This window comes from Lactococcus sp. SK2-659 (genome assembly GCF_020218185.2).
GTDB classification, from domain to species: Bacteria; Bacillota; Bacilli; order Lactobacillales; family Streptococcaceae; genus Lactococcus; species Lactococcus lactis.
In genome coordinates, this window is the sequence record NZ_JAIWQZ020000002.1 from 302572 (window position 1) to 323190 (window position 20619).

Sequence of the window (20619 nt, forward strand, 5' to 3'; positions counted from 1 at the left end):
GATTGGAGAATAAAATGTATAAAAAGGTAACCTTCTTAGTCACTCTCATTGGGGTGCTGGGGCTATTTCTCTTTACTTTTTCTGAAGGACAGGTTGTAAGTGCCTCGGAAAAAACTTCTACCACGAATCTATCAATAAAAGTCACTGCCTCAGGAGAACCGATTCAAAATGGGACCTTTGCGGCTGGAAATTATCAAACGGCCTATGAGCATATTAAGTCGGGGACTTTTCCTAACTCAGTCACAAATACCCCAGATTGGCGTGGTGCACAAAATACCGAGCATATGATAGTCGTTGCTGGACTAACTGTTGGAGAAAATAATAAGCATTCTGATAGTGAAGCTAAGACCATAATTTCGACACTTTTTAGTACAAACTTTAAGCTTCTTCAGTCAATTAATGAGACGAATAACGGAACAGATATTATGTCTTTTAATCCTCCAAGTAATTTTGTTAGAATGCGTACTCCCAGTGGTTCAAATGAAACAACCGATGCTAAAGGACGAACTGTCGCAAAAGTTTCAACAGGATTGACAGCTATTGTAGACGGAAGTAGTCAAGGGATTGTAAAACTTATTACAGTGACTCCTGGGATGAAGGAAATTACTATAGATACAGATAGTTTGGGACTTTCACTTTCATTTTCTTCTGGAAATTCTAAAAAAAATCAGCCACGGACGGTAGAATTAAATCAGGAGATACATTACAAACTTAAAGTAAATAAGAAGATGTTAAGTCCTACGGCTTTGACAAAGATTATTCTTAGACCGGATGCTAATATTGTTATTGATGAGACCTCAGTTCCTAATACGGTAAGCTCGTTAATTCCACCTATCATTAATCCTGGGGTAACATTTGACCCGCTGTCTAGTCCGGATCATTTAAGTAAGGTTGCTGAAACAATAGGAGCAACTTTAATTTCTTGGCAAATCAATATGTATGAATTAGTAATTCCCCCAACGGATAGCGATGTTTCCATTGACATAAAAGCACACCTTTCTCCTGTTGTTTATTTAAATGATATTTCAATCCAGCAAGGAACAAGTATCACTACTACAAAGATGACTATTCCTATTGAGGCTTTTAGCTCTCCAGATAACAATTTTGGGATGACAGCGAATGTTATATCTCCAGCAACGGCGACACAAATTACAACCTCAGCCCCTAAAATCAACACAACAGGGATTAATTTTGTTCAAGTGGATACGAATAAAAATAAGCTGGTTAGAGACTCCGTTTATGTTCTGGGGAAAGAAGTTGCTGGTAAGAAGTATTTATATGATAATCAAGGAAAATGGAGTGAGGTTCAAAGCATTTCTACAATAGACCCAGCAGGTTATACGTTACTAAGGGGGGGGAATCAATATGTTTTTGGTGACAATAATGTTTCTCCAATTGAATTAAATAGTACACGGTTTAATTACAATTATGAGCGTGATACAAAAATTAATGAATCTCTGATTAAACTATTCGGCTTAGGGAAAGGAAAGGATTATTTTCTTTATCAAGTTGCTTCACCTGCGAATTATTCTATGAATAAAATGCCAATTGGTTTTTCTGTTTTTTCAGATATTTCAACTTCACCGAATGGTAGTCAACTCATCAAAACTAGTATGAAAATGGCAGCAAACCAATCGTTCAAGTTAAATGGTCTTATTCCAGATTATGGTGCAGGAACGAATGAGTATAATGTTTTGTCTGTCACTCCTCAAAAAGAAATTCATTTTAGTGCTGTGAAATCTATAATTTTCCCATTACTAGTATTGGTCTTAGGAATAGTGATTCTTGGCGTTATTTTAGTGAGGGTAGTATAATATGGATACAGTTAGATATAGAAGAAACAATCATCAACATCAGTATGAAATAACGAGCGATAAATCTTTATTTTCCACTAAAGTGGATGGGTTAGAAAAAAGGATTCACAAATATTATTTAGTAATTGCCCTTTTCTTTGGCGTAGTTTTGTCGATTTTGATGCCATTTTTTAATGAACCAGACGGAGTTTATCATTTTGTCAATTCAAGTAACATAGTTCATTTGACCACAGATATAAATGTATATGGGGAAAATTCAAAATGGTTTGGGGACCAATTTGTGAATCAGAAACCCGCCTATCAAAATGGAGACTATTTTAAAAAGTATTTTGAGACAGAAGTACAAAGAATGCCGATGAGTAAGCTCCCACGTTCTACAGTGTATCCTAAAGTATTGTCTTATAATTTTATAGGGCACTTAATCCCTGCTATTGGTATCTGGGCAGGTTACCATATTTATCCTTCAATAGGAATGATGATTGTCTGTGGTCGGTTAGTTAATATGCTTGTGATGACCATAGGAATGTTTTTGATAATAAAATTCGTAAAAAGAGGAAAACTACTTTTTATGGTAGTAGCTTTAAGCCCTGTACAGATGAATCTTTTTTCAAGTCTTTCCTATGATGCTACTTCGATGCTTTTGGTGTCTATTTTTATTGCCGCAGTGATTAATATTGTTAATCGAGATAAATTTACAATTTTTTCTCTGATGCGACTTTGTTTATTGGCAGCGATATTATATTTGGGGGCAAAAACAAATCTTTGTTTAGTTTTCTTATTTATTCCTCTTTTAGTTTTTGCATATCCCTTGAAGAGAATAATAAAATCTATTATTGTTTTAACTCCGCCAATTGTAAGAAGAATTTTTATGATAATTACCGTAGGCTTTCTTGCAGTTATAGCTTTTTATATTACTCACCAACGTGGCGGATTTTTAACTTTAATTTATAAGTTATTTATTAATTTTACTTATAATTTTGGAGGATCGGATTATTCAATATTTACTTCAACCTTTACAAAACCCTTAAGTGGTTCAAATTCGAAAATTCCCATTTATTTTTCTGCAGTATGGTTTTTATTAGTGGGAGTTGCTGCCTTTTCGGAAACTAAGTTTGTGAAAAAGTCAATTATAAGTTGGACGGCTTTAGCAATATTTATTTTAAATATTGTTGCTTTGTTTGTAATATACTCCAATGTTGGAGGCTTTACAGGTGACAGAGGGGCTTTAATGGGACAAATAGGAGGAATTCAAGGCAGGTATATCACACCTCTTTTGCCACTTCTTGTTCTATTTGCGGGGAATCATAGATTTGTTTTAGGAGTCACTTCGAGAATTACGGTAATCAGAGCAACAATTGTTATCGCTGTTTTATCAAACGCTGCTTTGCTTTTTGATACTTTGTTTACTATTTTTAAATTTTAAAAAAATTATTTAATAAAAAAACCACTCTAAATTATAATCAATTTTTAGAATGTTTTTTTTTTGAGACAAAATTTGCTAGATATAACCTTAATAAAAAAGTCTAGAAAATTTTTCTGGACTTTTTTTATATTTTTTATTTAATTAACTTTCCACGCGACTGCACCATACTTCCAACCTAGTCTGAGGAGGTTGTCTTGTTCATAGGAATTTGTGGTGTAGTTGTGTGATCCTGAGGAAGCGTTTGGATTGTATGCAACATAGAGATTTTTGGAACCGTTTGAGTAAAAAGCTGCTCCTCCGTTATTGTCCCAACGCCAACCTTTGCTAACGAGTTGCTGTGCTTCATATTTGCTCATGGTGTAATAATGATCTCCACCTTTTGCATTAGGATTATAAACTCGGTAAACGGGTGAACCAGTTGAGGAAGAAAGCCAACCGATTCCTTCGTAACGCCAACCAACATTTTGAAGATTAGTTTTTTCGGCAAAATTTAATGTATAAAAATGTTCACCTGTGTTGGCATTGTAGAGACGATAGACATCTTGTAAATTTTGTGAAGGAGCGCTGAAGATATTATTATAGTCAATTGAAGTATCTAAGTTATTATTTAAAAGATTTGATGTTCCACCTTTGAATCGCATTTGGCTGGTATATTGCCAAGCACCGTATTGAGTATTTTTCAGATTGTTAGAAGAGGGAGTACCATAGAGATACTGTGCAGCCCAAACTTTTTTTGCTCCACCAAGAGTATTATAATTCATTTGGCAAGTTGCTGTATTTGTGCCTAACCAAGAAGATGAGGTATAAAATATCGTGTTGCTGTATCCTTGGCTTTTTAGTTGGCTGGCAAATTTTGCAGCAGCAGTTGCCCAGTCAACGTTAGCGGGATTCGGACCAATGATTTTTCCAGAGCTATCTTTATAAGGTTGTTCACAATCCATAATCATGACAATATTTGTAGAGAGTCCTAATTTTTTTGCCGTATTTGCAAAATAATTGGCTTCTTGTACAGCCAAGGAGTTACCAGCATCTTGAGAGTTAGCTCCTTGCAAGGTAGCATAATGATAGACGGCAATATTTAATCCAGCACTTTTGGCCATTTGAATCTGACTTGAAGCATACGGATTGATATAGCCTGTTCCTTCAGTCAATTTAATAATAACAGTTTTGACACCTGCTGCTTTTATTGCATTAAAATCTGCTTGGACCATCCAAGATTGATGACTAGAAATATCAACGGCATCTTTTCTTGGCAGAGATGTATTATCTGAATAAAGAATATCAGGAGCATTCGCAGCTGGTATGGCTGCTGCGAAAGAACGTGCTCTGATTGATGGTACTTCAGCTGCGTCTGTACTGGTACTTTCATCTGAAGCCTGCTGCTCTTGTTCTTGTTTGATGTAGTAGCCCATTGGATGGTCATCTTGACTAACATTATCTTCAGCAAATACTGGTTTGGCGATTAATAGCCCTGACAATAGAATTAGGGAAATAATGTGGGATTTTTTCAGTTTCATTTCTAAATTTTCAGCTTTCCTTTGTGTGGATGAAAAATAAATGGTTTCATATAATATTTTACAATGAGGACAACAAAGCTTTGTTGCGTTTTAGTAAAAAATAACTAACATTTTAATGAAAATGTTTTCTTTGGGTTTTAAATGTAATTTTAAACAGTCTTTTTTTACCCTGTATAATATATGTTACCATATTTAAGGCGAGTTTATGAAATAATAAGGTAATTATGAGTTTAAATTTTGCATATTTTTTATTTAATCTGTTTTCTACTGTTGAAATGCTTTGGGAATAGTGGTAGAATAGTAAAAATAAAAAATTGGCGAATGCCATAGAAATATAGCTATATTGCTTATATATAGCACGATAATGGAGGAATATTTTCGATGTCAAACTGGGAAACTAAGTTTTTGAAAAAGGGATTTACTTTTGATGATGTATTGCTGATTCCAGCAGAGTCTCATGTTTTACCAAATGAGGTGAGTATGAAGACAAAGTTGGCTAAAAATTTGACTTTGAATATTCCAATTATCTCTGCTGCCATGGATACTGTAACTGACTCAAAAATGGCTATTTCAATGGCGCGTCAAGGTGGACTTGGTGTAGTTCATAAAAATATGTCTGTTGAGGAACAAGCTGAAGAAATTCATAAAGTGAAACGTTCAGAATCTGGTGTTATTACAGATCCGTTTTTCTTGACTCCAAATCATAAAATTGAAGAAGCTGAAAACTTGATGGCAACTTACCGAATTTCTGGCGTACCAATCGTTGATACGCTTGAAAATCGTAAATTGGTAGGGATTATTACTAACCGTGATTTGCGTTTTATTACGGATTATAATCAACAAATCAAAAATATGATGACTTCTGAAAATCTGATTACTGCTCCGGTTGGAACAACTTTAGATACAGCTGCTCGTATTTTGCAAGAGCATAAAATTGAAAAATTACCTTTGGTTGATGAAGCTGGTAAATTGGCTGGTTTGATTACAATTAAAGATATTGAACGGGTGATTGAATTCCCAAATGCTGCTAAAGATGAGCAAGGTCGTTTGCTTGTTGCTGGAGCAGTTGGTGTATCTTCTGATACTTTTGAGCGTGCGGAAGCTTTGTTCGCTGCAGGGGCTGATGCGATTGTTATTGATACGGCTCATGGACATTCAGCTGGTGTTTTACGTAAAATTCGTGAAATCCGTAATCATTTCCCAGACCGTACTTTGATTGCTGGTAATATTGCTACTGGTGAGGGTGCTCGTGCTTTGTTTGAAGCTGGTGTTGATGTGGTTAAAGTTGGGATTGGTCCTGGTTCTATCTGTACGACTCGTGTTGTTGCTGGTGTAGGTGTTCCGCAAATTACAGCCATTTATGATGCGGCAAATGTGGCGCGTGAATTTGGTAAAACAATCATCGCTGATGGTGGAATTAAATATTCTGGTGATATTGTTAAGGCGCTTGCTGCTGGTGGAGACGCTGTTATGCTCGGTTCAATGCTTGCAGGTACTGACGAATCTCCTGGGGAATTTGAAATCTTCCAAGGTCGTAAGTTTAAAACTTACCGTGGAATGGGAAGCCTGGCAGCCATGAAAAAAGGTTCTAAAGACCGTTATTTCCAAGGGGCTGTTAATGAAGCTAACAAACTTGTTCCAGAGGGAATTGAAGGACGTGTGGCTTATAAAGGAACAGCGACAGATATCGTTTTCCAAATGCTAGGTGGTTTGAAAGCAGGAATGGGATATACTGGTGCGGCTGATATTACTGCTTTGCATGATTCAGCACAATTTATCGAAATGTCTGGTGCTGGTTTGAAAGAATCACATCCGCATGATGTACAAATTACTAAAGAAGCACCTAACTATTCTGTACAATAAAAATTACTGACAAGTATTCTGTCAGTAAAAAAAGGGAATTGACAAGTTGTCGTTCTCTTTTTTATTTTGAAATTTACTGACAGAAAAATTTGTCAGTAAAAAGATGATAAAAATAGGTCTTTTATTATAGGAAAAAAGGCTAAAAATGCTGTTGAAATGTGGTATAATAAGCAATATGATTGAAAATGAAAATACAATGGAAGATTTGTACTGTATTGGTTGTGGTGCAAAAATTCAAACTGAGGATAAAAATGCACTTGGCTTTTTGCCTGCGGGTGCTTTGAAGAAAAAAATAGCTGAACGCGACCAAATGGAAGCTGTTCAGGCTGGAGATGAGGGAAGCGAAGCTTCTATCAAAACTGAGGATTTATACTGTCAGCGTTGTTTCCGTTTGCGCCATTATAATGAGATTGCACCGACAAGTTTGACGGATGCAGATTTTTTGCGTTTACTTAAAGAAATTGGTCAACATGATGCTTTGATTGTCAATGTGGTTGATATTTTTGACTTTAATGGCTCTTTGATTCCTAACCTTCATAAATTGACTGGTGGAAATGATTTACTCATGGTTGCCAATAAACGTGATGTTTTACCAAAATCACTAAAAGTTGGGAAATTAACTGCTTGGTTAAGAGAACAAGCGGCTTCACGTTCGCTTAAACCTAAAGATATTTTAGTGACCTCGGCTCAAAATAAAGATGATGTGGCTGAATTGATGGAAGCTATTGAATACTACCGCCGTGGGCGTGATGTCTATGTGGTTGGGGTAACGAATGTTGGTAAATCGACTTTGATTAATGCAATTATTAAATCAGCTTCAGGTTCTGAGGATGTGATTACAACTTCACGTTTCCCTGGGACAACTCTTGATAAGATTGAAATTCCGCTTGATGAAGATTCGGCATTGATTGACACACCGGGGATTATTCACCGTGGGCAAATGGCTCATTATTTGGAACCAGAAGATTTGAAATATGTGTCACCGCGTAAAGAAATTAAGCCGAAAACTTATCAGCTCAATCCTGAACAAACATTGTTCTTTGGTGGTTTGGCACGTTTTGATTTTATAAGTGGCGAACGTCAAGGAATGACGGCTTATTTTGACAATGAAATCAATGTTCATCGGACGAAACTCGAAGGTGCGACTGAATTTTATGAAAAGCATAAAGGAGAACTCTTGGCTCCTGCTTTAGTTGGTGCTAAATTGGTTCGTCGTGAGTTTAAAATTACTGACAAATCGGATATTGTCTTTTCTGGCCTTGGCTGGGTTCGTGTCCCACAAAAAGCAGTTGTGGCAGCTTGGGTGCCAGAAGGTGTGGATGTAGTTGTTCGTAAGGCTTTGATTGGGTAAAAACATTCACAGTTTGTCTTGTAAAATTACTGACAGAATTTCTGTCAGTAAAATCTTGGAGAAATAAAATGGAAGAGACTAGTCAGGATATTGGTTTTACGCGTAATAATCAGTGGTTTCGATATCGGGCAGCTGGAATTATTATTAAAGATGATGCTGTTTTGATGGTTGGCAATGACCACAATGATTATTATTATTCGGTTGGTGGTGCCGTGCAACTGGGTGAAACGGCCGAGGAGGCTTGTCTGCGTGAGCTTTATGAGGAAACTGGCTTACATCTTGAAATCGAAAGATTAGCTTTTATCCATGAAGATTTTTTTACAGGTCAGGAAAGTGATTTTTTAAATAAGGTCAATTGTCATGAGTTGAGTTTTTATTTTCTGATGAAACCACTGACAGAAAATCTGTCAGTAAAATCGGAGAGTTTTGGGACTGATGGTAGCAAAGAATTTTTGAAATGGATTCCAATTGCTGAGTATAAAAATTACAAAGCTTTCCCGACATTCTTTGCTGACGAGCTGAAAAATCTGTCAGTAAATTCTCAAATCAAAAGAATTGTGACAACTGAATAAATCAATGAGCAGAGTTTGACTCTATAACAATTTTAGTCTAAACTCAGCTGACAAAAATAAAAAAGGAAAATTTTACTAAAAATTTGATAGATTTAGAAGAAAAACAAGAAAGAGTTCTCCTTGCTGGAGTGGAAACAGCTGAAAATTTTCAGGCTTTTGAGTCATCAATGATTGAACTTGCTGAACTGACAAAAACAGCTGGCGGCTTGGTTATTGACCAATTCACTCAAAAAAGAGAACGTCCAGATAGTCGGACAATGATTGGTTCTGGAAAATTAGAACAAATGCGTTGGGCGATTGAAGTGGGTGAAATTGATACGGTTATTTTCAATGATCGCTTATCACCAAGGCAAAATGTCAATTTAGAAGAAGCTTTGGGTGTCAAAGTCATCGATAGAATGCAATTGATTTTGGATATTTTTGCTATGCGTGCGCGCTCGCATGAAGGAATGCTTCAAGTTGAAGAAGCCCAGCTCAATTATCTTTTGCCTCGTTTGGTGGGGCAAGGGATTATGCTCAGCCGTCAAGGTGGGGGAATTGGTTCTAAAGGGCCAGGTGAAACCAAGCTTGAAACAGATCGACGTTATATTCGCACTCGAATTGAAAACATTGATAAAGCCCTCAAAAAAGTTGAAAAAACAAGGGAAAATATCCGCCAAAAACGCTCAAAATCAGGAATTTTTCGGATTGGTTTAATTGGTTACACCAATGCCGGAAAATCCAGCATTATGAATGCTTTAGTTGGGCTTGATAAAGAACAATATGAGCAAAATGAACTTTTTGCGACTTTGGATGCCACAACAAAAGCAGTTAAATTGGTTGAAGACTTTACGGTGTCACTGACCGATACTGTCGGTTTTATCCAAAATCTGCCAACAGAGCTGATTAAAGCTTTTAAATCAACACTAGAAGAATCAGCTAATGTTGATTTACTAATTCATGTTGTGGATGCTAGCAACCCTCATCACGAAATTCATGAACAAACAGTTTTGAAAATCATGGAAGATTTGAAGCTTACCAATATTCCTGTGCTGAATGTTTATAATAAAATGGATATAGCACCAAGTGATTTCTTGCCAACTTTATCGCCAAGTTTGCAACTCTCAATTAAATCTGAAAGTGGCGTGCAATGGCTGAAAACAGCAATTTTGGAAAAATTACATGAACTTTTTGATGCTTTTGAGTTAGAGTTACCTTACGAAAAAGCCTATCAGTTACCTGAATTACGAAAAAGTGCCTTGGTGCAATCAGTGGTTGAGGGTGAAAAAGGATATCTGATTAAAGGATTGATTGCGCCTGAATTGAGTTGGAAATTACCCAATAACTAAAGGTTGCTCGGAAATTTTAAAAATAGAAATAGGAAAAATTAAATCATGGAAATGAACGGAAAACAAAAACGCTACTTGCGTAGCTTGGCAGTTAATATTAAACCAATTGTTCAAATTGGCAAAAGTGGTTTGTCTAATGAAATTTTGACAAGCATTCGTAATGCTGCTGATGCACGTGAACTAATCAAAGTTAATATTTTACAAAACTCAGATGAAGTGGCAACAGATGTGGCAGAAGCAATTGAAGAAATGGGACTTGATGTTGTTCAAATCATCGGTCGAAATCTCATTGTGTTTAAAGTTTCTGACCGCAAAGAAAATCGCAAAATTTCGGTTGAAGTTAAAAATATTGTGAAATAAAGTGTTCTAAAAAATAATCAAAGACTAAGATATAATGGGTGAACAAATGGCAATAGATTTATTGACTCCTTTTACAAAGGTAGAATTAAAAGCTAAAGAAGACGAGAAACGACGGGCAATCGGACTTTTTTGGGGTAATTTTAATCCTGTTCATGTTGGCCATTTGACAATTGCTGACCAAGTGCGCCAAGAACTTAATTTGGAAAAAGTTGTCTTTTTACCAGAACATAATACTGACGGGCATGTTGCAGCTATGCTGACCGCAGCTATTGAAGATTGTCCTGGTTTAGAAGTAGACGCTTGTCGCCTGAAAGCTAAAGATGGCGCTGATATTTATCAAACGGTACTTGAGCTTCATGAAGAAAATCCAGATTGTGATTTTTATTTTATTATCGGTGGTGACATGATTTCTGGTTTAGCTCATTGGGCACATATTGATGAGTTATTAGAATTAGTTCAATTCGTTGGGATTCGTAGGCCTCGTTATCGGGCAGGAACTTCTTATCCAATCATGTGGGTGGATGTTCCAATGATGGATATTTCTGGAAATTTGATTCGGGAACAATTGCACCGTGGAATTAAACCACATTTTCTTTTGGCACCGAAGGTTTTAGATTACATTTTGAAAGAAGGCTTATATGTTTGACTTTTATCCAGAAGTAAATTTATCAAGAGAAGATTTGTTAGCGAAAATTGCTAGCATGGTTAAAAAATCACGTTTTGAACATATGCTCGGTGTGGAAAAAGCAGCGATTGCGTTAGCGCAAAAATATGGAGTTGACCCGCATAAAGCAAGTTTAGCTGGACTTTTACATGACTATTGTAAAGAAGTGGATGATGAAACTTTTTTAGCCTTAATTGATAAATATGGCTTAGATGCTGATTTGAAAAATTGGGATAATAATATTTGGCATGGAAAAGTCGGAATTTATAAAATGCGTGAAGATTTTGGACTTGAAGATGAAGAAATTTTAAGGGCGATTGAGATTCATACGGTCGGAGATAAAGAAATGTCTGGTTTGGCTAAGGTGTTGTATGTAGCAGATTACATTGAGGAAGGTCGAACATTTCCTGGGGTCATTGAAGCCCGTGCCGTTGCTAATCAAGATTTAAATCAAGCAGTTGCTTTTGAAACCATGCGTTTGGTTGAGTATTTGGCAGAACGTCGTTTGACCATTTATCCTCAAACTTTTGAAGCCTATAATGCTTTTATTGGTTATTTGTCTTGAAATATCCTTAGAGATAAACTGCTTATTATGAACAGAGGAAAATGAATGATTAGAAAAGCTGAAATGAAAGATTATCTTGACATTGCTCGCCTTTCTGGAGTACTTGGTTATCCAATTTCTGAAGCGGCTGTCAAGAAAAATCTTGCACGTATTTTAAAAGATGCTGACCATGAATTTCTTGTTTTTGAATTGGGAGAAAGAGTGACAGCTTTCATCGAAGCAGAAATTTATGCTCCGGTTTATGTTGAACAAGTGATGCTAAATGTCTTAGGTTTAGTTGTGGATGAAAAAAATCAAGGACAGGGAATTGGTGCTCAATTACTTGATGCCTTAGAAGAAAAGGCTAAAGTGAGAGAGATTAAAGTTATTAGACTGAACTCCGGAGTGCAAAGGCATGAGGCGCATCAATTTTATGAACATCAAGGTTATACCAGTAATCATTCACAGAAGCGTTTTTTAAAATTTCTCTAAAAATAATGAATATAACAGGCAACTTTTGGTTGCTGTAACTTTTTATGTTAAAATAAGTGGGTCTAGTTTTTACATTTGATTGTAAAGGAGCTAGAGAAAATGAATAATAAATCTTAAAAAGATTTTTAATGAATAAAAAGAGGCAAAAAGTCTCGGAGGAAAGAATTGGATTCAAAAAAATTACTTGAAGTGGTTGTAAAAGCAGCCGATGATAAAAAAGCACTTGATATTGTGGCCTTAGATATGTCTGAAGTGACATTTGTTGCAGATTATTTTGTGATTATGGAAGCAATGAATAGCCGTCAGTTAGATGCAATTGCTGATAATATTGCTGAAGCGGCTGAACTTGCTGGAGCAAAAGCAGCAGGTCATATTGAAGGCGATGCAAAAACAGGTTGGGTTTTGATTGACCTTGGTGATATCGTAGTCAGTGTCTTTGGCCATGATGAACGTGGACACTTTAATTTAGAAAAACTTTGGTCTGATGCACCAATGGTAGATATTTCTGGATTTATGGCTGAATAATTAATAGCTTTGTCGGTTTTACTGACAGAGCTCTTATTTATTTTAAAATTTACTGACAGCCCTATTAAAAGAGCTGTCAGTAATTCTAGAAAGGGCTGAAATGGCATTTTACGAAGATTTTTCAAGAGTCTATGATCAGGTCATGGACCAAGAACTTTATGAGCAATGGCTTGATTTTACAAAAAGACATTTACCAAAAGAAACAAAATCAGTTTTTGAATTAGCTTGTGGCTCTGGTGCTTTATCAGTTCGTTTGGCCCAAGAAGGCTACAAAGTGACCGGACTTGATATTTCTGAAGAAATGTTAACTTTGGCAAGTAAAAAAGCTCGACAAGCCGGTTATCAACTTGATTTTACTGCTGGAGATATGCGCGAACTTTCTGGACTTGGAAAATTTGATGCGGTAACTTGCTACTCTGACTCACTTTGCTATTTGGAAAATTTGGATGAATTACAAGCCACGTTTGATGGTGTTTTTGAAATACTAAATGAAGGTGGAACTTTTATTTTTGATGTGCATTCAACTTATCAAGTAGATGAAGTTTTTCCCAATTACTCTTACCATGAAAATGCGGAAGATTTTGCTTTTTTATGGGACTCATTTGAAGGAGAAGTTCCACATTCTATTGTCCATGAATTAAGTTTTTTCATTCAGGGTTCTGATGGGAAATTTACACGAAAAGACGAAGTTCATGAAGAACGGACTTATCCAATCGACGATTATCTCGCACGCTTGGCAACTGCCGGCTTTAAAGAAGCGATGGTCTGTGCAGATTTTACTGACGAGGCGCCGAGCGAAGAAAGTGCGCGTTGGTTCTTTGTCTGTAAAAAATAATCGAAAAAATATCTCTGTCAGTTACTGACAGATTTTTTTAGAGGTAGAAAATGAATAAGATTACAGGAATTATTGCCGAATTTAATCCATTTCATAAGGGACATGAATATCTTTTGAACCAGATTGAGGGCATAAAAATAGTAGCCATGTCAGGGAATTGGATGCAGCGAGGTGAGCCTGCTATTTTTGATAAATGGACGAGAGCTCAAATGGCTTTAGCTTGTGGTGCTGATTTAGTGGTTGAATTACCTGTCACTGTTTCGGTACAGGCAGCCGATTTTTTTGCAAGTGGTGCTGTGGATATTTTAAAAAATCTTGGAATTACTGACCTGGCTTTTGGTTCAGAATCAGCAATTGATTATAATGAAATTGCTGATATTTATGAAAAAAGAGGGGAGGAAATGGAAAGTTACATTCAATCATTAGCTGACCAGCTTTCCTACCCTGAAAAAACTCAAAAAATGTGGCAGCATTTTACGGGAATTGAATTTGACGGGAACACACCAAATCACGTCTTAGCTCTTGCCTATGCTAAAGCAGCGGCAGGTAAACAAATTAATTTACAAGCGATTAAACGCGTCGGAAAATTTCATTCACTAGAGCTGACAGAAGGATTTGCTAGTGCAACCGCACTCCGTCAGGAGTTATTTTCACTGACAGAAAGGCAAAATTTACTGACAGAGCAAACTAATCAATCTGTCAGTAATAAATCGATGCTGACAGACTTGTCAGCAATAAAAAATTATGTTCCGTCAGCCATTTTAGCGGCTTATGCAAGTCCAAAAACTAATTGGGCAGCTTATTTTCCACTTCTGCAATATAAAATTCGAGTTGATGAGCACTTGGAAAATAATTTTCAAGTCAATCAAGAACTTTCTGTCCGCTTAAAAAAGGCGGTCAAATCTGCTAAAAATCTTGATGAATTGGTTGAACAAGTTTATACCAAACGTTATACGAAAGCGCGTGTTCGTAGGCTTTTAACTTATATTTTGTTAAATATTCCAAAGCAGTTTGATTTACCAGAACAAATTCATGTGCTAGGCTTTTCAAAAACTGGTCAAGAAATTCTAGCTCAAAATCGGGGAAAAATTATCAGTAGAATTGGGCAAAATCCATGGGACAACTTGACCCAAAAAGCTGATGAAATTTATCAATTAGGAAATGTTCAATTTGAAGAACAAAATTTTGGCCGAAAACCAATCGTTCATCAATCAGATAGACATTTACGATAAATGTTTGTAAATAACGTAAAAAATATGTTATGATAAAAAGAAAAGGAATTTTTATTATGACTGAAAAAAGTATGAAGAATCTTGTCAAAGTGACGGGGATTCTTAACATCATTGGTGCTGCCTTGGTTGTGCTTTCAACCATCGTTTCAATGGCTTCACTATCGCAAGCACTCAATTCAACTGGTTCAAACAGCTTTGAAGCCGGATTTAATGCAGCAAATTCTGGCCCTGCTATGTTTATCAAAATTATTATTGGGTTTGTAGGAATAGCAACATTTGTCCTTGCGATTATTTTACTTCGCCAAAATAGAAGATTCAATTTGAGTAATGCAGCAGCAATTTTAACACTGATTGCAGGAATCTTTGCTTGGTTTATTATATTTGTTTCGCTTGTTTTATGGATTATTGCTGCCGTGTTCTTATTAAGAATGAAAATAAAAGAAGCTGAAGAAAACTCTAATGAAATTTCCTCACAAGAATAATCCCTGATGAAATTAAAGTAAAATCCCGTAAAATCGGGATTTTTTTTGATTTCTCATAGACGAGCCTTTACAAATTGTGATATAATATGATAGAAAAAATCACGCAGATTAATCCTCTGCCAATAATTTAAATAAAATTTCAAGGAGATTATTCCAATGGGACGTAAATGGGCCAATATTGTTGCTAAAAAAACCGCTAAAGACGGTGCAACTTCTAAAGTATATGCAAAATTCGGTGTTGAAATCTATGCCGCTGCTAAACAAGGTGAACCAGATCCAGAATCAAATTCATCATTAAAATTCGTTATTGAACGTGCCAAACAAGCGCAAGTTCCAAAACACGTTATTGATAAAGCAATCGATAAAGCTAAAGGTGGCGGAGATGAAACTTTCGTTCAAGGACGTTATGAAGGATTTGGACCAAATGGTTCAATGGTTATCGCCGAAACTTTGACTTCAAATGTTAACCGTACAATCGCTAATGTCCGTACTACTTTCCACAAAAATGGTGGGAATATCGGAGCAGCCGGTGCTGTCAGCTATATGTTTGACAATACAGGGGTGATTGTTTTTGAAGGAACTGACCCTGACCATATCTTTGAAATTTTGCTTGATGCTGAAGTTGATGTTCGTGATGTGACCGAAGAAGAAGGAAATATTGTTGTTTATACAGAACCAACAGACCTTCATAAAGGAATTGCAGCACTTAAAGAAGCTGGAATTACTGAGTTCTCAACAACAGAATTAGAAATGATTCCTCAATCAGAAGTTGAACTTTCACCTGAAGATTTAGAAATCTTTGAAGGACTCATTGATGCTCTTGAAGATGACGATGACGTCCAAAAAGTTTATCATAACGTTGCAAATCTCTAATTTGAAAATGAAAAATCTGTCATTAAGGCAGGTTTTTTTATTTATAAATTTGATATAATAAAAGCATGTCTAGCCCGAAAATTGATTATAAAAAATCTGATAAAAATTATTATTTACCAAAAGGAATTTCTTTAATTGAGCTGCCTGCCCTTAATTATCTAATGATAGATGGCAAAGGAGCACCAACAAGTCCAGCTTTTCAAGAAGCCATTCAATATTTGTATGCGACAGCCTATATGATTTCAATGTCCTATCGAAACCCAGACTTTACAATTGAAAATTTCCAACCTTTTGTGGTTCCGCCTCTTGAAGGTTTATGGACCAGTAAAAATGAACCTAGAGCTGGTAAACTAGATAAAAATGACTTTATTTGGCGATTGATGATTAGAATGCCCGATTTTGTGGATTCTGAAATAGTTGAAAAAGCTAAGAAGTTAGTTGAAAGTAAAAAAGGATTTGATTTATCAAAAGTTAAATTTGAAGCTATTCAAGACGGATTATGTCTCCAAACCATTCATTCAGGTTCTTTTGATGACGAAGGGGAAAGCTTTGAAAAACTCTTTGAGTATGCTAAAGAACATGATTTAAAAGCTGTTCACAAAGAATTTCATCATCGAGAAATTTATATCAGTGATTTCAGAAAGACAGCAACAGAAAAATTGAAAACAACCCTCCGAATTTTTGTGGAGAGAGGACAAGAAAAATGAAGAAAACAGATTGGTCACAACCCTTACGCAACCGATTAGCAGAAGATTATTTCCCTAAAATGATTGAATTTATCAATCAGACTTATCAAGAGGGCAAAGTATATCCACCAGAAAATCAAATTTTTCGGGCGATTGAATTGACTCCTTTGGCGCAAACAAAGGTTATCATTGTTGGGCAAGACCCTTACCCTCAGCCCGGGAAAGCTCAAGGCTTGGCTTTTTCTTATCCTGCTACTTTCAAAGTGAATCGTCCAGACTCGATTGTTAATATCCAAAAAGAATTGCGTGAAGAAGGTTTTTCTAAAGAAAACAGTGATTTGACGGCTTGGGCCGAACAAGGTGTTTTACTTCTAAACGCAGTCCTGACCGTACCTGAGTTTGCTTCAAATGCCCATGCTGGTAAAATTTGGGAACCGTTGACAGACGAAATTATAAAGATTGCCTCAGATGATGAGCGACCAAAAGTTTTCATTCTTTGGGGTGGTTTTGCTAGAAAGAAAGCCAAACTAATTGATGGAAGTAAGCATCTCATACTAGAAGCGGCGCATCCGTCACCTTTGTCAGCAAGTCGTGGATTTTTTGGTTCGCATCCTTTCTCAAAAACCAATGAATTTCTGGTTGAATCTGGTCAAAGTCCGATTGATTGGAGTAAATAAAAACAGTCTGATTTGACTGTTTTTTTATTTATTTAAAAATAAAGAACGATTTTTCCATGTGCGTGACGATTCATCTGTAAGTTGATTGCTTCTAAATAGTCATCGATAGAGTACTTAGCTGCAATTGGAACCGTCAGTTGATGATTAGAGATGGCATTTAAAATCATTTCCATATCAGAAGGAAGAGCTTCGCCACCTGTAGCTGTTGGAATCCCAGCTGGAGGCTCTGGATACATGATGACAGTCGACATCTTATTAGCTTTGACTCCTAATTCGAGAGCAGCTTTAAGCGTTTCATGGCTGAATAGATCGATAGCCGCCGTGATTTCTTTATTTTTCAAACGGTCAGCTAGACCTGGGCCATAACTTATTTGTTCGGCACCTAAATCTTGTAGGAAGTCAGCGGTAGAGTCAGATGCAGTACCGATTACTTTAGCGCCTAAAATTTGAGCAAGTTGAACCGTAAAACTTCCTACGCCACCGGCTGCACCACCAACTAAAAGAGTATCCCCTGCTGTTACGTGAGCTTTTCGCAGAGCAACTGCCGCAGTATAGCCAGCCACGGCAAGAGTAGAGGCGACGTCATCTTCTACAAAATCGGGTCTATGAAAAAGTCCACGTTCTTTCGTTGAAAAAATGAGTTGTTCGGTTGCTGCACCTCTCATTGTTGTTCCAAAAACATAGTCGCCAACTTTAAAGTCGGTCACTTCTGGACCAATTTCATCGATTATTCCAGCAAAATCATAGGCAAAAGTTTGGGGAAGTTTGACACCAAAATTTGGAGCCACTTCAGGATTTCCCATAATAGCCCAATCCATTGGATTGAGTCCAACATGACTGACTTTGATAGAAACTTCATCAGCTTTTGGATGGACGAGAGGAAGGTCCACGAGTTGAAGAACATCGGGTTTACCAAATGTTTTGTATTGTAGTGCTTTAACCATTTATTTTCTCCTTAATGTGCTTTATCAACTTTTCTTGACAGTTTTAAAGGCATTTTATATAATGTCAGTAACTGACATTTGAGAATAGTATAATCCTTTAGAGGGGTCTTGTCAAGAAAAATGTCATAAACTGACATTTAGGGGAAGAGATGAAAAAAACAAGTCAAGAAAAATTATATGAAGCAGCCTTGGAATTGATTACAGCGCAAGGTTATGAGAATACAACTGTTCTACAAATTGCCACCAAAGCTGGTTTAACAGAGCGAACGTTTTTTCGTAAATTTAAAAATAAAGCAGATATTTTCTTTGCTGGCGGTGAGCAATACAGCCAAATGTTACTGACGAAAATGAAAGAATCAAAAGCGAATAATCCTTTGGCTATTGTTCTTGAAAGTTATTTTTACGCTGCAGATTTCTTTGATGAACATCGAGAAAGAACAGTCAAAAGACAAAAAATAATTGCCAGTCACCCAGATTTGGAAGAACGCGAACTTTTAAAACAAAGCAAAATCGAAGAACTCTTAGTTGAATATTTACTGACAACTTATGGTGAAAGAAATGCAAGATTAGCTGTTCGCCTAGCTCGAGCAGTTTATAGTGTGGCTTGGGAAGAATGGTTAGAAAATGATGCTGACAGTTTACATCATTTATTAGAAAAAGCAATTGCAGACTTTAATGAACTCAAAAATTACTGACGGAAATACTAGCATATCCGTAAATGCGCTAAAGCGCAAACCGCTATCCTATGACAGAAATTTTGTCAGCAAAATAAAAACTACTGACGAGCCTGTCAGCAGTTTTTTGTTCTATTCCAAGCCTTTTTTCCAAGGGTCGAGCCAATTGACAAAAAGAGCAATGAAAAGAAGTAATCCTGAGATAAGAGCAAGCAAGTGCATGCCGTTAAATAAGGTGTGACGCAAAGGGGCAATAAGATTTACTGGAATATTTTTTAAAGCTTTTGCATCAGAAATTTGATTAAGAAGTGTTGTTGTAAGTTTTGGATTATGTGCTGTTGCCTCAGTAAATGTACGATTAAGGGCAATGGACAGTCCAGATAAAACAAGCGTTGTTCCCATTGTTCTTAGTAGTGCATTAACCGCGGTCGCTGCACCAATCAAATGCTTAGCGACACTTTCTTGAACCGCAACTTGCAAGGTGATATTGACAATTCCAAAGGCAGTTCCAAGAATTGCTGTTGCCACAAAGAGCATCACAATTGAGGCATGTTCAGGCAAACTAAATAAGAAAATTGCCCCTAAAACCATAATGGAAAAACCAATATAGATTGTTTTCTTTTCTCCCACTTTTTGAATGAGATGATTGACATTTCTAGTGCCTATAACCAGCATGATTGCTGATGGAATCAAAACCATTCCGCCGACTAAAGCCGTTGCGCCCATGACTCCTTGTCCCCAAGTAGGCAGATAATTTGTGTAAAAACCAAAGAAGCCATATTGCATGAAAAACATGATATTTTTAGCGATAAATGAAGGATTTTTGAAAAGTTCAAGTGGAACAATTGGGTCAACTGCTCGTTTTTCAGCAAAATAAAATCCGATGAAAAAGAGAAAACTTACAACTAATAAAGTAAGGAGGAGAGGAAGATTAATGACTGCATTTCCCATCATTTGGAAAAGCAACATTATTGCAATGACAGCGATGGATAAAGAAGCAGAGCCAGCAAAATCAATTGATTTTTTAGTATGGTCTGTTTTCAAGTCGAAATTTTTCCAAACAATAAAAGCCATATAAATCCCAATTGGAATATTGATGAAAAAGACCCAACGCCAGTCAAGTAAAGTGACAATCAGCCCCCCGACAATTGGTCCTGCAATAGTTGAAAATGAATAAGCAGCGACAGTATTTCCAATCACTCGTCTTCGCTCATCGGCTTGATACATCATTCCATAGATGACAAAAGGAAGTTGAATCATCACACCAGCACCAAGTCCCATGAGCGCGCGTGCGACAATAACCATTAGCATATTAATGGCTAACCCTTCGCCGAGAGAACCTATTGTAAATAAGAGTGTGCCAAGCACAAACATTTGTTTATATCCAAAGCGTTCGGCTAATTTGGTCCAAATGGGAGAAGAAACCGCCATGAGAAGCATATAAATGGTTACAACCCAACTCATTAATTTAATTCCATGTAATTCCGCCATCATTGCAGGTAGAGCGGTCGCTACGATTGACCCTTCTAAACCTGCCATCACATTGGAGAGCATAAAGGCTCTTATGGAACGTTTTTCTTGTATTTTATTCAATTTTTACTCTTTTCTATTTTAAAATAAGATTCAAAATGCGGTGGTTGACACTTTGAAATCAACATGCTATATTATAGCAAGTTAGAGTTACTCTAAGTCAAGAGAAAAAATTGACTTTTTATTAATTAATAAAATAAAAAAGTAAAATTGCCATAAAAAAGTGATTTTTA

The 20619-nt window shown here is 36.4% G+C and carries 21 protein-coding genes; 18 read left to right on the forward strand and 3 right to left on the reverse strand.

What is annotated here, in order from left to right; genetic code table 11:
- The first annotated feature begins 14 nt into the window (after window positions 1–14).
- Window positions 15–1814: a cell surface protein gene (locus tag LDP15_RS08645; protein WP_225513372.1), complete on the forward strand. Its 1800-nt coding sequence runs from the start codon at window positions 15–17 to the stop codon at window positions 1812–1814.
- Between the two features lies 1 nt (window position 1815).
- Window positions 1816–3237, forward strand: coding sequence for a DUF2142 domain-containing protein (locus LDP15_RS08650; RefSeq protein ID WP_225513373.1), 1422 nt, complete (start codon window positions 1816–1818; stop codon window positions 3235–3237).
- Between the two features lie 137 nt (window positions 3238–3374).
- On the opposite strand, the gene LDP15_RS08655 is transcribed toward LDP15_RS08650, so the two are convergent.
- Complete coding sequence (locus LDP15_RS08655) at window positions 3375–4754, reverse strand: GH25 family lysozyme (protein WP_225513374.1); 1380 nt, start codon at window positions 4752–4754, stop codon at window positions 3375–3377.
- 381 nt (window positions 4755–5135) lie between these two features.
- On the opposite strand from LDP15_RS08655, the gene guaB reads away from it, so the two are divergent.
- The 15 genes from guaB (at window position 5136) to LDP15_RS08730 (ending at window position 17238) form a co-directional block, all read left to right on the forward strand.
- Complete coding sequence (gene guaB / locus LDP15_RS08660; protein ID WP_003129822.1) at window positions 5136–6617, forward strand: IMP dehydrogenase; 1482 nt, start codon at window positions 5136–5138, stop codon at window positions 6615–6617.
- Window positions 6618–6792: 175 nt separating this feature from the next.
- Window positions 6793–7968 (forward strand): ribosome biogenesis GTPase YqeH, encoded by a 1176-nt coding sequence (gene yqeH / locus LDP15_RS08665; RefSeq protein ID WP_014571938.1) that lies wholly within the window; start codon window positions 6793–6795, stop codon window positions 7966–7968.
- Window positions 7969–8036: 68 nt separating this feature from the next.
- Complete coding sequence (locus tag LDP15_RS08670) at window positions 8037–8540, forward strand: NUDIX hydrolase (protein ID WP_225513375.1); 504 nt, start codon at window positions 8037–8039, stop codon at window positions 8538–8540.
- Window positions 8541–8623: 83 nt separating this feature from the next.
- Window positions 8624–9868 (forward strand): GTPase HflX, encoded by a 1245-nt coding sequence (gene hflX, locus LDP15_RS08675; RefSeq protein ID WP_010905219.1) that lies wholly within the window; start codon window positions 8624–8626, stop codon window positions 9866–9868.
- A gap of 45 nt (window positions 9869–9913) precedes the next feature.
- A complete protein-coding gene (gene yhbY, locus LDP15_RS08680) occupies window positions 9914–10228 on the forward strand; it encodes a ribosome assembly RNA-binding protein YhbY (RefSeq protein ID WP_003129828.1) in 315 nt (104 codons plus the stop codon).
- Between the two features lie 46 nt (window positions 10229–10274).
- Window positions 10275–10874 carry a nicotinate-nucleotide adenylyltransferase gene (locus tag LDP15_RS08685; protein ID WP_012897052.1) on the forward strand — a complete coding sequence of 200 codons (600 nt, stop codon included), beginning with the start codon at window positions 10275–10277 and terminating at the stop codon, window positions 10872–10874.
- Window positions 10867–11457: a bis(5'-nucleosyl)-tetraphosphatase (symmetrical) YqeK gene (yqeK, locus tag LDP15_RS08690; protein ID WP_015425716.1), complete on the forward strand. Its 591-nt coding sequence runs from the start codon at window positions 10867–10869 to the stop codon at window positions 11455–11457. The genes LDP15_RS08685 and yqeK overlap by 8 nt, the downstream gene beginning before the upstream one ends.
- A 45-nt stretch (window positions 11458–11502) precedes the next feature.
- Complete coding sequence (locus LDP15_RS08695; protein WP_225513376.1) at window positions 11503–11928, forward strand: GNAT family N-acetyltransferase; 426 nt, start codon at window positions 11503–11505, stop codon at window positions 11926–11928.
- A gap of 165 nt (window positions 11929–12093) precedes the next feature.
- On the forward strand, window positions 12094–12453 hold the full coding sequence (gene rsfS / locus LDP15_RS08700; RefSeq protein WP_003129832.1) for a ribosome silencing factor: 360 nt from the start codon (window positions 12094–12096) through the stop codon (window positions 12451–12453).
- Window positions 12454–12553: 100 nt separating this feature from the next.
- Window positions 12554–13288, forward strand: coding sequence for a class I SAM-dependent methyltransferase (locus tag LDP15_RS08705; RefSeq protein ID WP_017864048.1), 735 nt, complete (start codon window positions 12554–12556; stop codon window positions 13286–13288).
- Between the two features lie 50 nt (window positions 13289–13338).
- Complete coding sequence (locus tag LDP15_RS08710; protein WP_058219093.1) at window positions 13339–14520, forward strand: nucleotidyltransferase; 1182 nt, start codon at window positions 13339–13341, stop codon at window positions 14518–14520.
- Between the two features lie 56 nt (window positions 14521–14576).
- Window positions 14577–15002 carry a hypothetical protein gene (locus tag LDP15_RS08715; RefSeq protein ID WP_058219094.1) on the forward strand — a complete coding sequence of 142 codons (426 nt, stop codon included), beginning with the start codon at window positions 14577–14579 and terminating at the stop codon, window positions 15000–15002.
- Between the two features lie 156 nt (window positions 15003–15158).
- Window positions 15159–15875 (forward strand): YebC/PmpR family DNA-binding transcriptional regulator, encoded by a 717-nt coding sequence (locus LDP15_RS08720; protein WP_010905223.1) that lies wholly within the window; start codon window positions 15159–15161, stop codon window positions 15873–15875.
- 65 nt (window positions 15876–15940) lie between these two features.
- Window positions 15941–16582, forward strand: a complete 642-nt coding sequence (locus tag LDP15_RS08725; protein ID WP_058219095.1) for a GyrI-like domain-containing protein — start codon at window positions 15941–15943, stop codon at window positions 16580–16582.
- Entirely contained in the window at window positions 16579–17238 is a 660-nt protein-coding gene (locus LDP15_RS08730) for a uracil-DNA glycosylase (protein WP_058219096.1), read from the forward strand. Before LDP15_RS08725 ends, LDP15_RS08730 begins: the two co-directional genes overlap by 4 nt.
- Window positions 17239–17270: 32 nt before the next feature.
- On the opposite strand, the gene LDP15_RS08735 is transcribed toward LDP15_RS08730, so the two are convergent.
- Window positions 17271–18182 (reverse strand): NADP-dependent oxidoreductase, encoded by a 912-nt coding sequence (locus LDP15_RS08735; protein WP_225513377.1) that lies wholly within the window; start codon window positions 18180–18182, stop codon window positions 17271–17273.
- 149 nt (window positions 18183–18331) lie between these two features.
- Between LDP15_RS08735 and LDP15_RS08740 the strand changes: the two genes are divergently transcribed.
- Complete coding sequence (locus LDP15_RS08740; protein WP_058219098.1) at window positions 18332–18877, forward strand: TetR/AcrR family transcriptional regulator; 546 nt, start codon at window positions 18332–18334, stop codon at window positions 18875–18877.
- 111 nt (window positions 18878–18988) lie between these two features.
- Here LDP15_RS08740 and LDP15_RS08745 read toward each other — a convergent pair whose 3' ends face one another.
- Complete coding sequence (locus LDP15_RS08745) at window positions 18989–20410, reverse strand: MDR family MFS transporter (protein WP_029344752.1); 1422 nt, start codon at window positions 20408–20410, stop codon at window positions 18989–18991.
- Window positions 20411–20619 lie beyond the last annotated feature (209 nt).

Excerpts from the sequence above, each read along its gene's own strand:
- LDP15_RS08645 (WP_225513372.1), top strand. The coding sequence starts at position 15 with ATGTATAAAAAGGTAACCTTCTTAGTCACTCTCATTGGGGTGCTGGGG.
- LDP15_RS08650 (WP_225513373.1), top strand. The coding sequence starts at position 1,816 with ATGGATACAGTTAGATATAGAAGAAACAATCATCAACATCAGTATGAA.
- LDP15_RS08655 (WP_225513374.1), bottom strand. The coding sequence starts at position 4,754 with ATGAAACTGAAAAAATCCCACATTATTTCCCTAATTCTATTGTCAGGG.
- guaB (WP_003129822.1), top strand. The coding sequence starts at position 5,136 with ATGTCAAACTGGGAAACTAAGTTTTTGAAAAAGGGATTTACTTTTGAT.
- yqeH (WP_014571938.1), top strand. The coding sequence starts at position 6,793 with ATGATTGAAAATGAAAATACAATGGAAGATTTGTACTGTATTGGTTGT.
- LDP15_RS08670 (WP_225513375.1), top strand. The coding sequence starts at position 8,037 with ATGGAAGAGACTAGTCAGGATATTGGTTTTACGCGTAATAATCAGTGG.
- yhbY (WP_003129828.1), top strand. The coding sequence starts at position 9,914 with ATGGAAATGAACGGAAAACAAAAACGCTACTTGCGTAGCTTGGCAGTT.
- LDP15_RS08685 (WP_012897052.1), top strand. The coding sequence starts at position 10,275 with ATGGCAATAGATTTATTGACTCCTTTTACAAAGGTAGAATTAAAAGCT.
- yqeK (WP_015425716.1), top strand. The coding sequence starts at position 10,867 with ATGTTTGACTTTTATCCAGAAGTAAATTTATCAAGAGAAGATTTGTTA.
- LDP15_RS08695 (WP_225513376.1), top strand. The coding sequence starts at position 11,503 with ATGATTAGAAAAGCTGAAATGAAAGATTATCTTGACATTGCTCGCCTT.
- LDP15_RS08705 (WP_017864048.1), top strand. The coding sequence starts at position 12,554 with ATGGCATTTTACGAAGATTTTTCAAGAGTCTATGATCAGGTCATGGAC.
- LDP15_RS08710 (WP_058219093.1), top strand. The coding sequence starts at position 13,339 with ATGAATAAGATTACAGGAATTATTGCCGAATTTAATCCATTTCATAAG.
- LDP15_RS08715 (WP_058219094.1), top strand. The coding sequence starts at position 14,577 with ATGACTGAAAAAAGTATGAAGAATCTTGTCAAAGTGACGGGGATTCTT.
- LDP15_RS08720 (WP_010905223.1), top strand. The coding sequence starts at position 15,159 with ATGGGACGTAAATGGGCCAATATTGTTGCTAAAAAAACCGCTAAAGAC.
- LDP15_RS08725 (WP_058219095.1), top strand. The coding sequence starts at position 15,941 with ATGTCTAGCCCGAAAATTGATTATAAAAAATCTGATAAAAATTATTAT.
- LDP15_RS08730 (WP_058219096.1), top strand. The coding sequence starts at position 16,579 with ATGAAGAAAACAGATTGGTCACAACCCTTACGCAACCGATTAGCAGAA.
- LDP15_RS08735 (WP_225513377.1), bottom strand. The coding sequence starts at position 18,182 with ATGGTTAAAGCACTACAATACAAAACATTTGGTAAACCCGATGTTCTT.
- LDP15_RS08740 (WP_058219098.1), top strand. The coding sequence starts at position 18,332 with ATGAAAAAAACAAGTCAAGAAAAATTATATGAAGCAGCCTTGGAATTG.
- LDP15_RS08745 (WP_029344752.1), bottom strand. The coding sequence starts at position 20,410 with ATGCTCTCCAATGTGATGGCAGGTTTAGAAGGGTCAATCGTAGCGACC.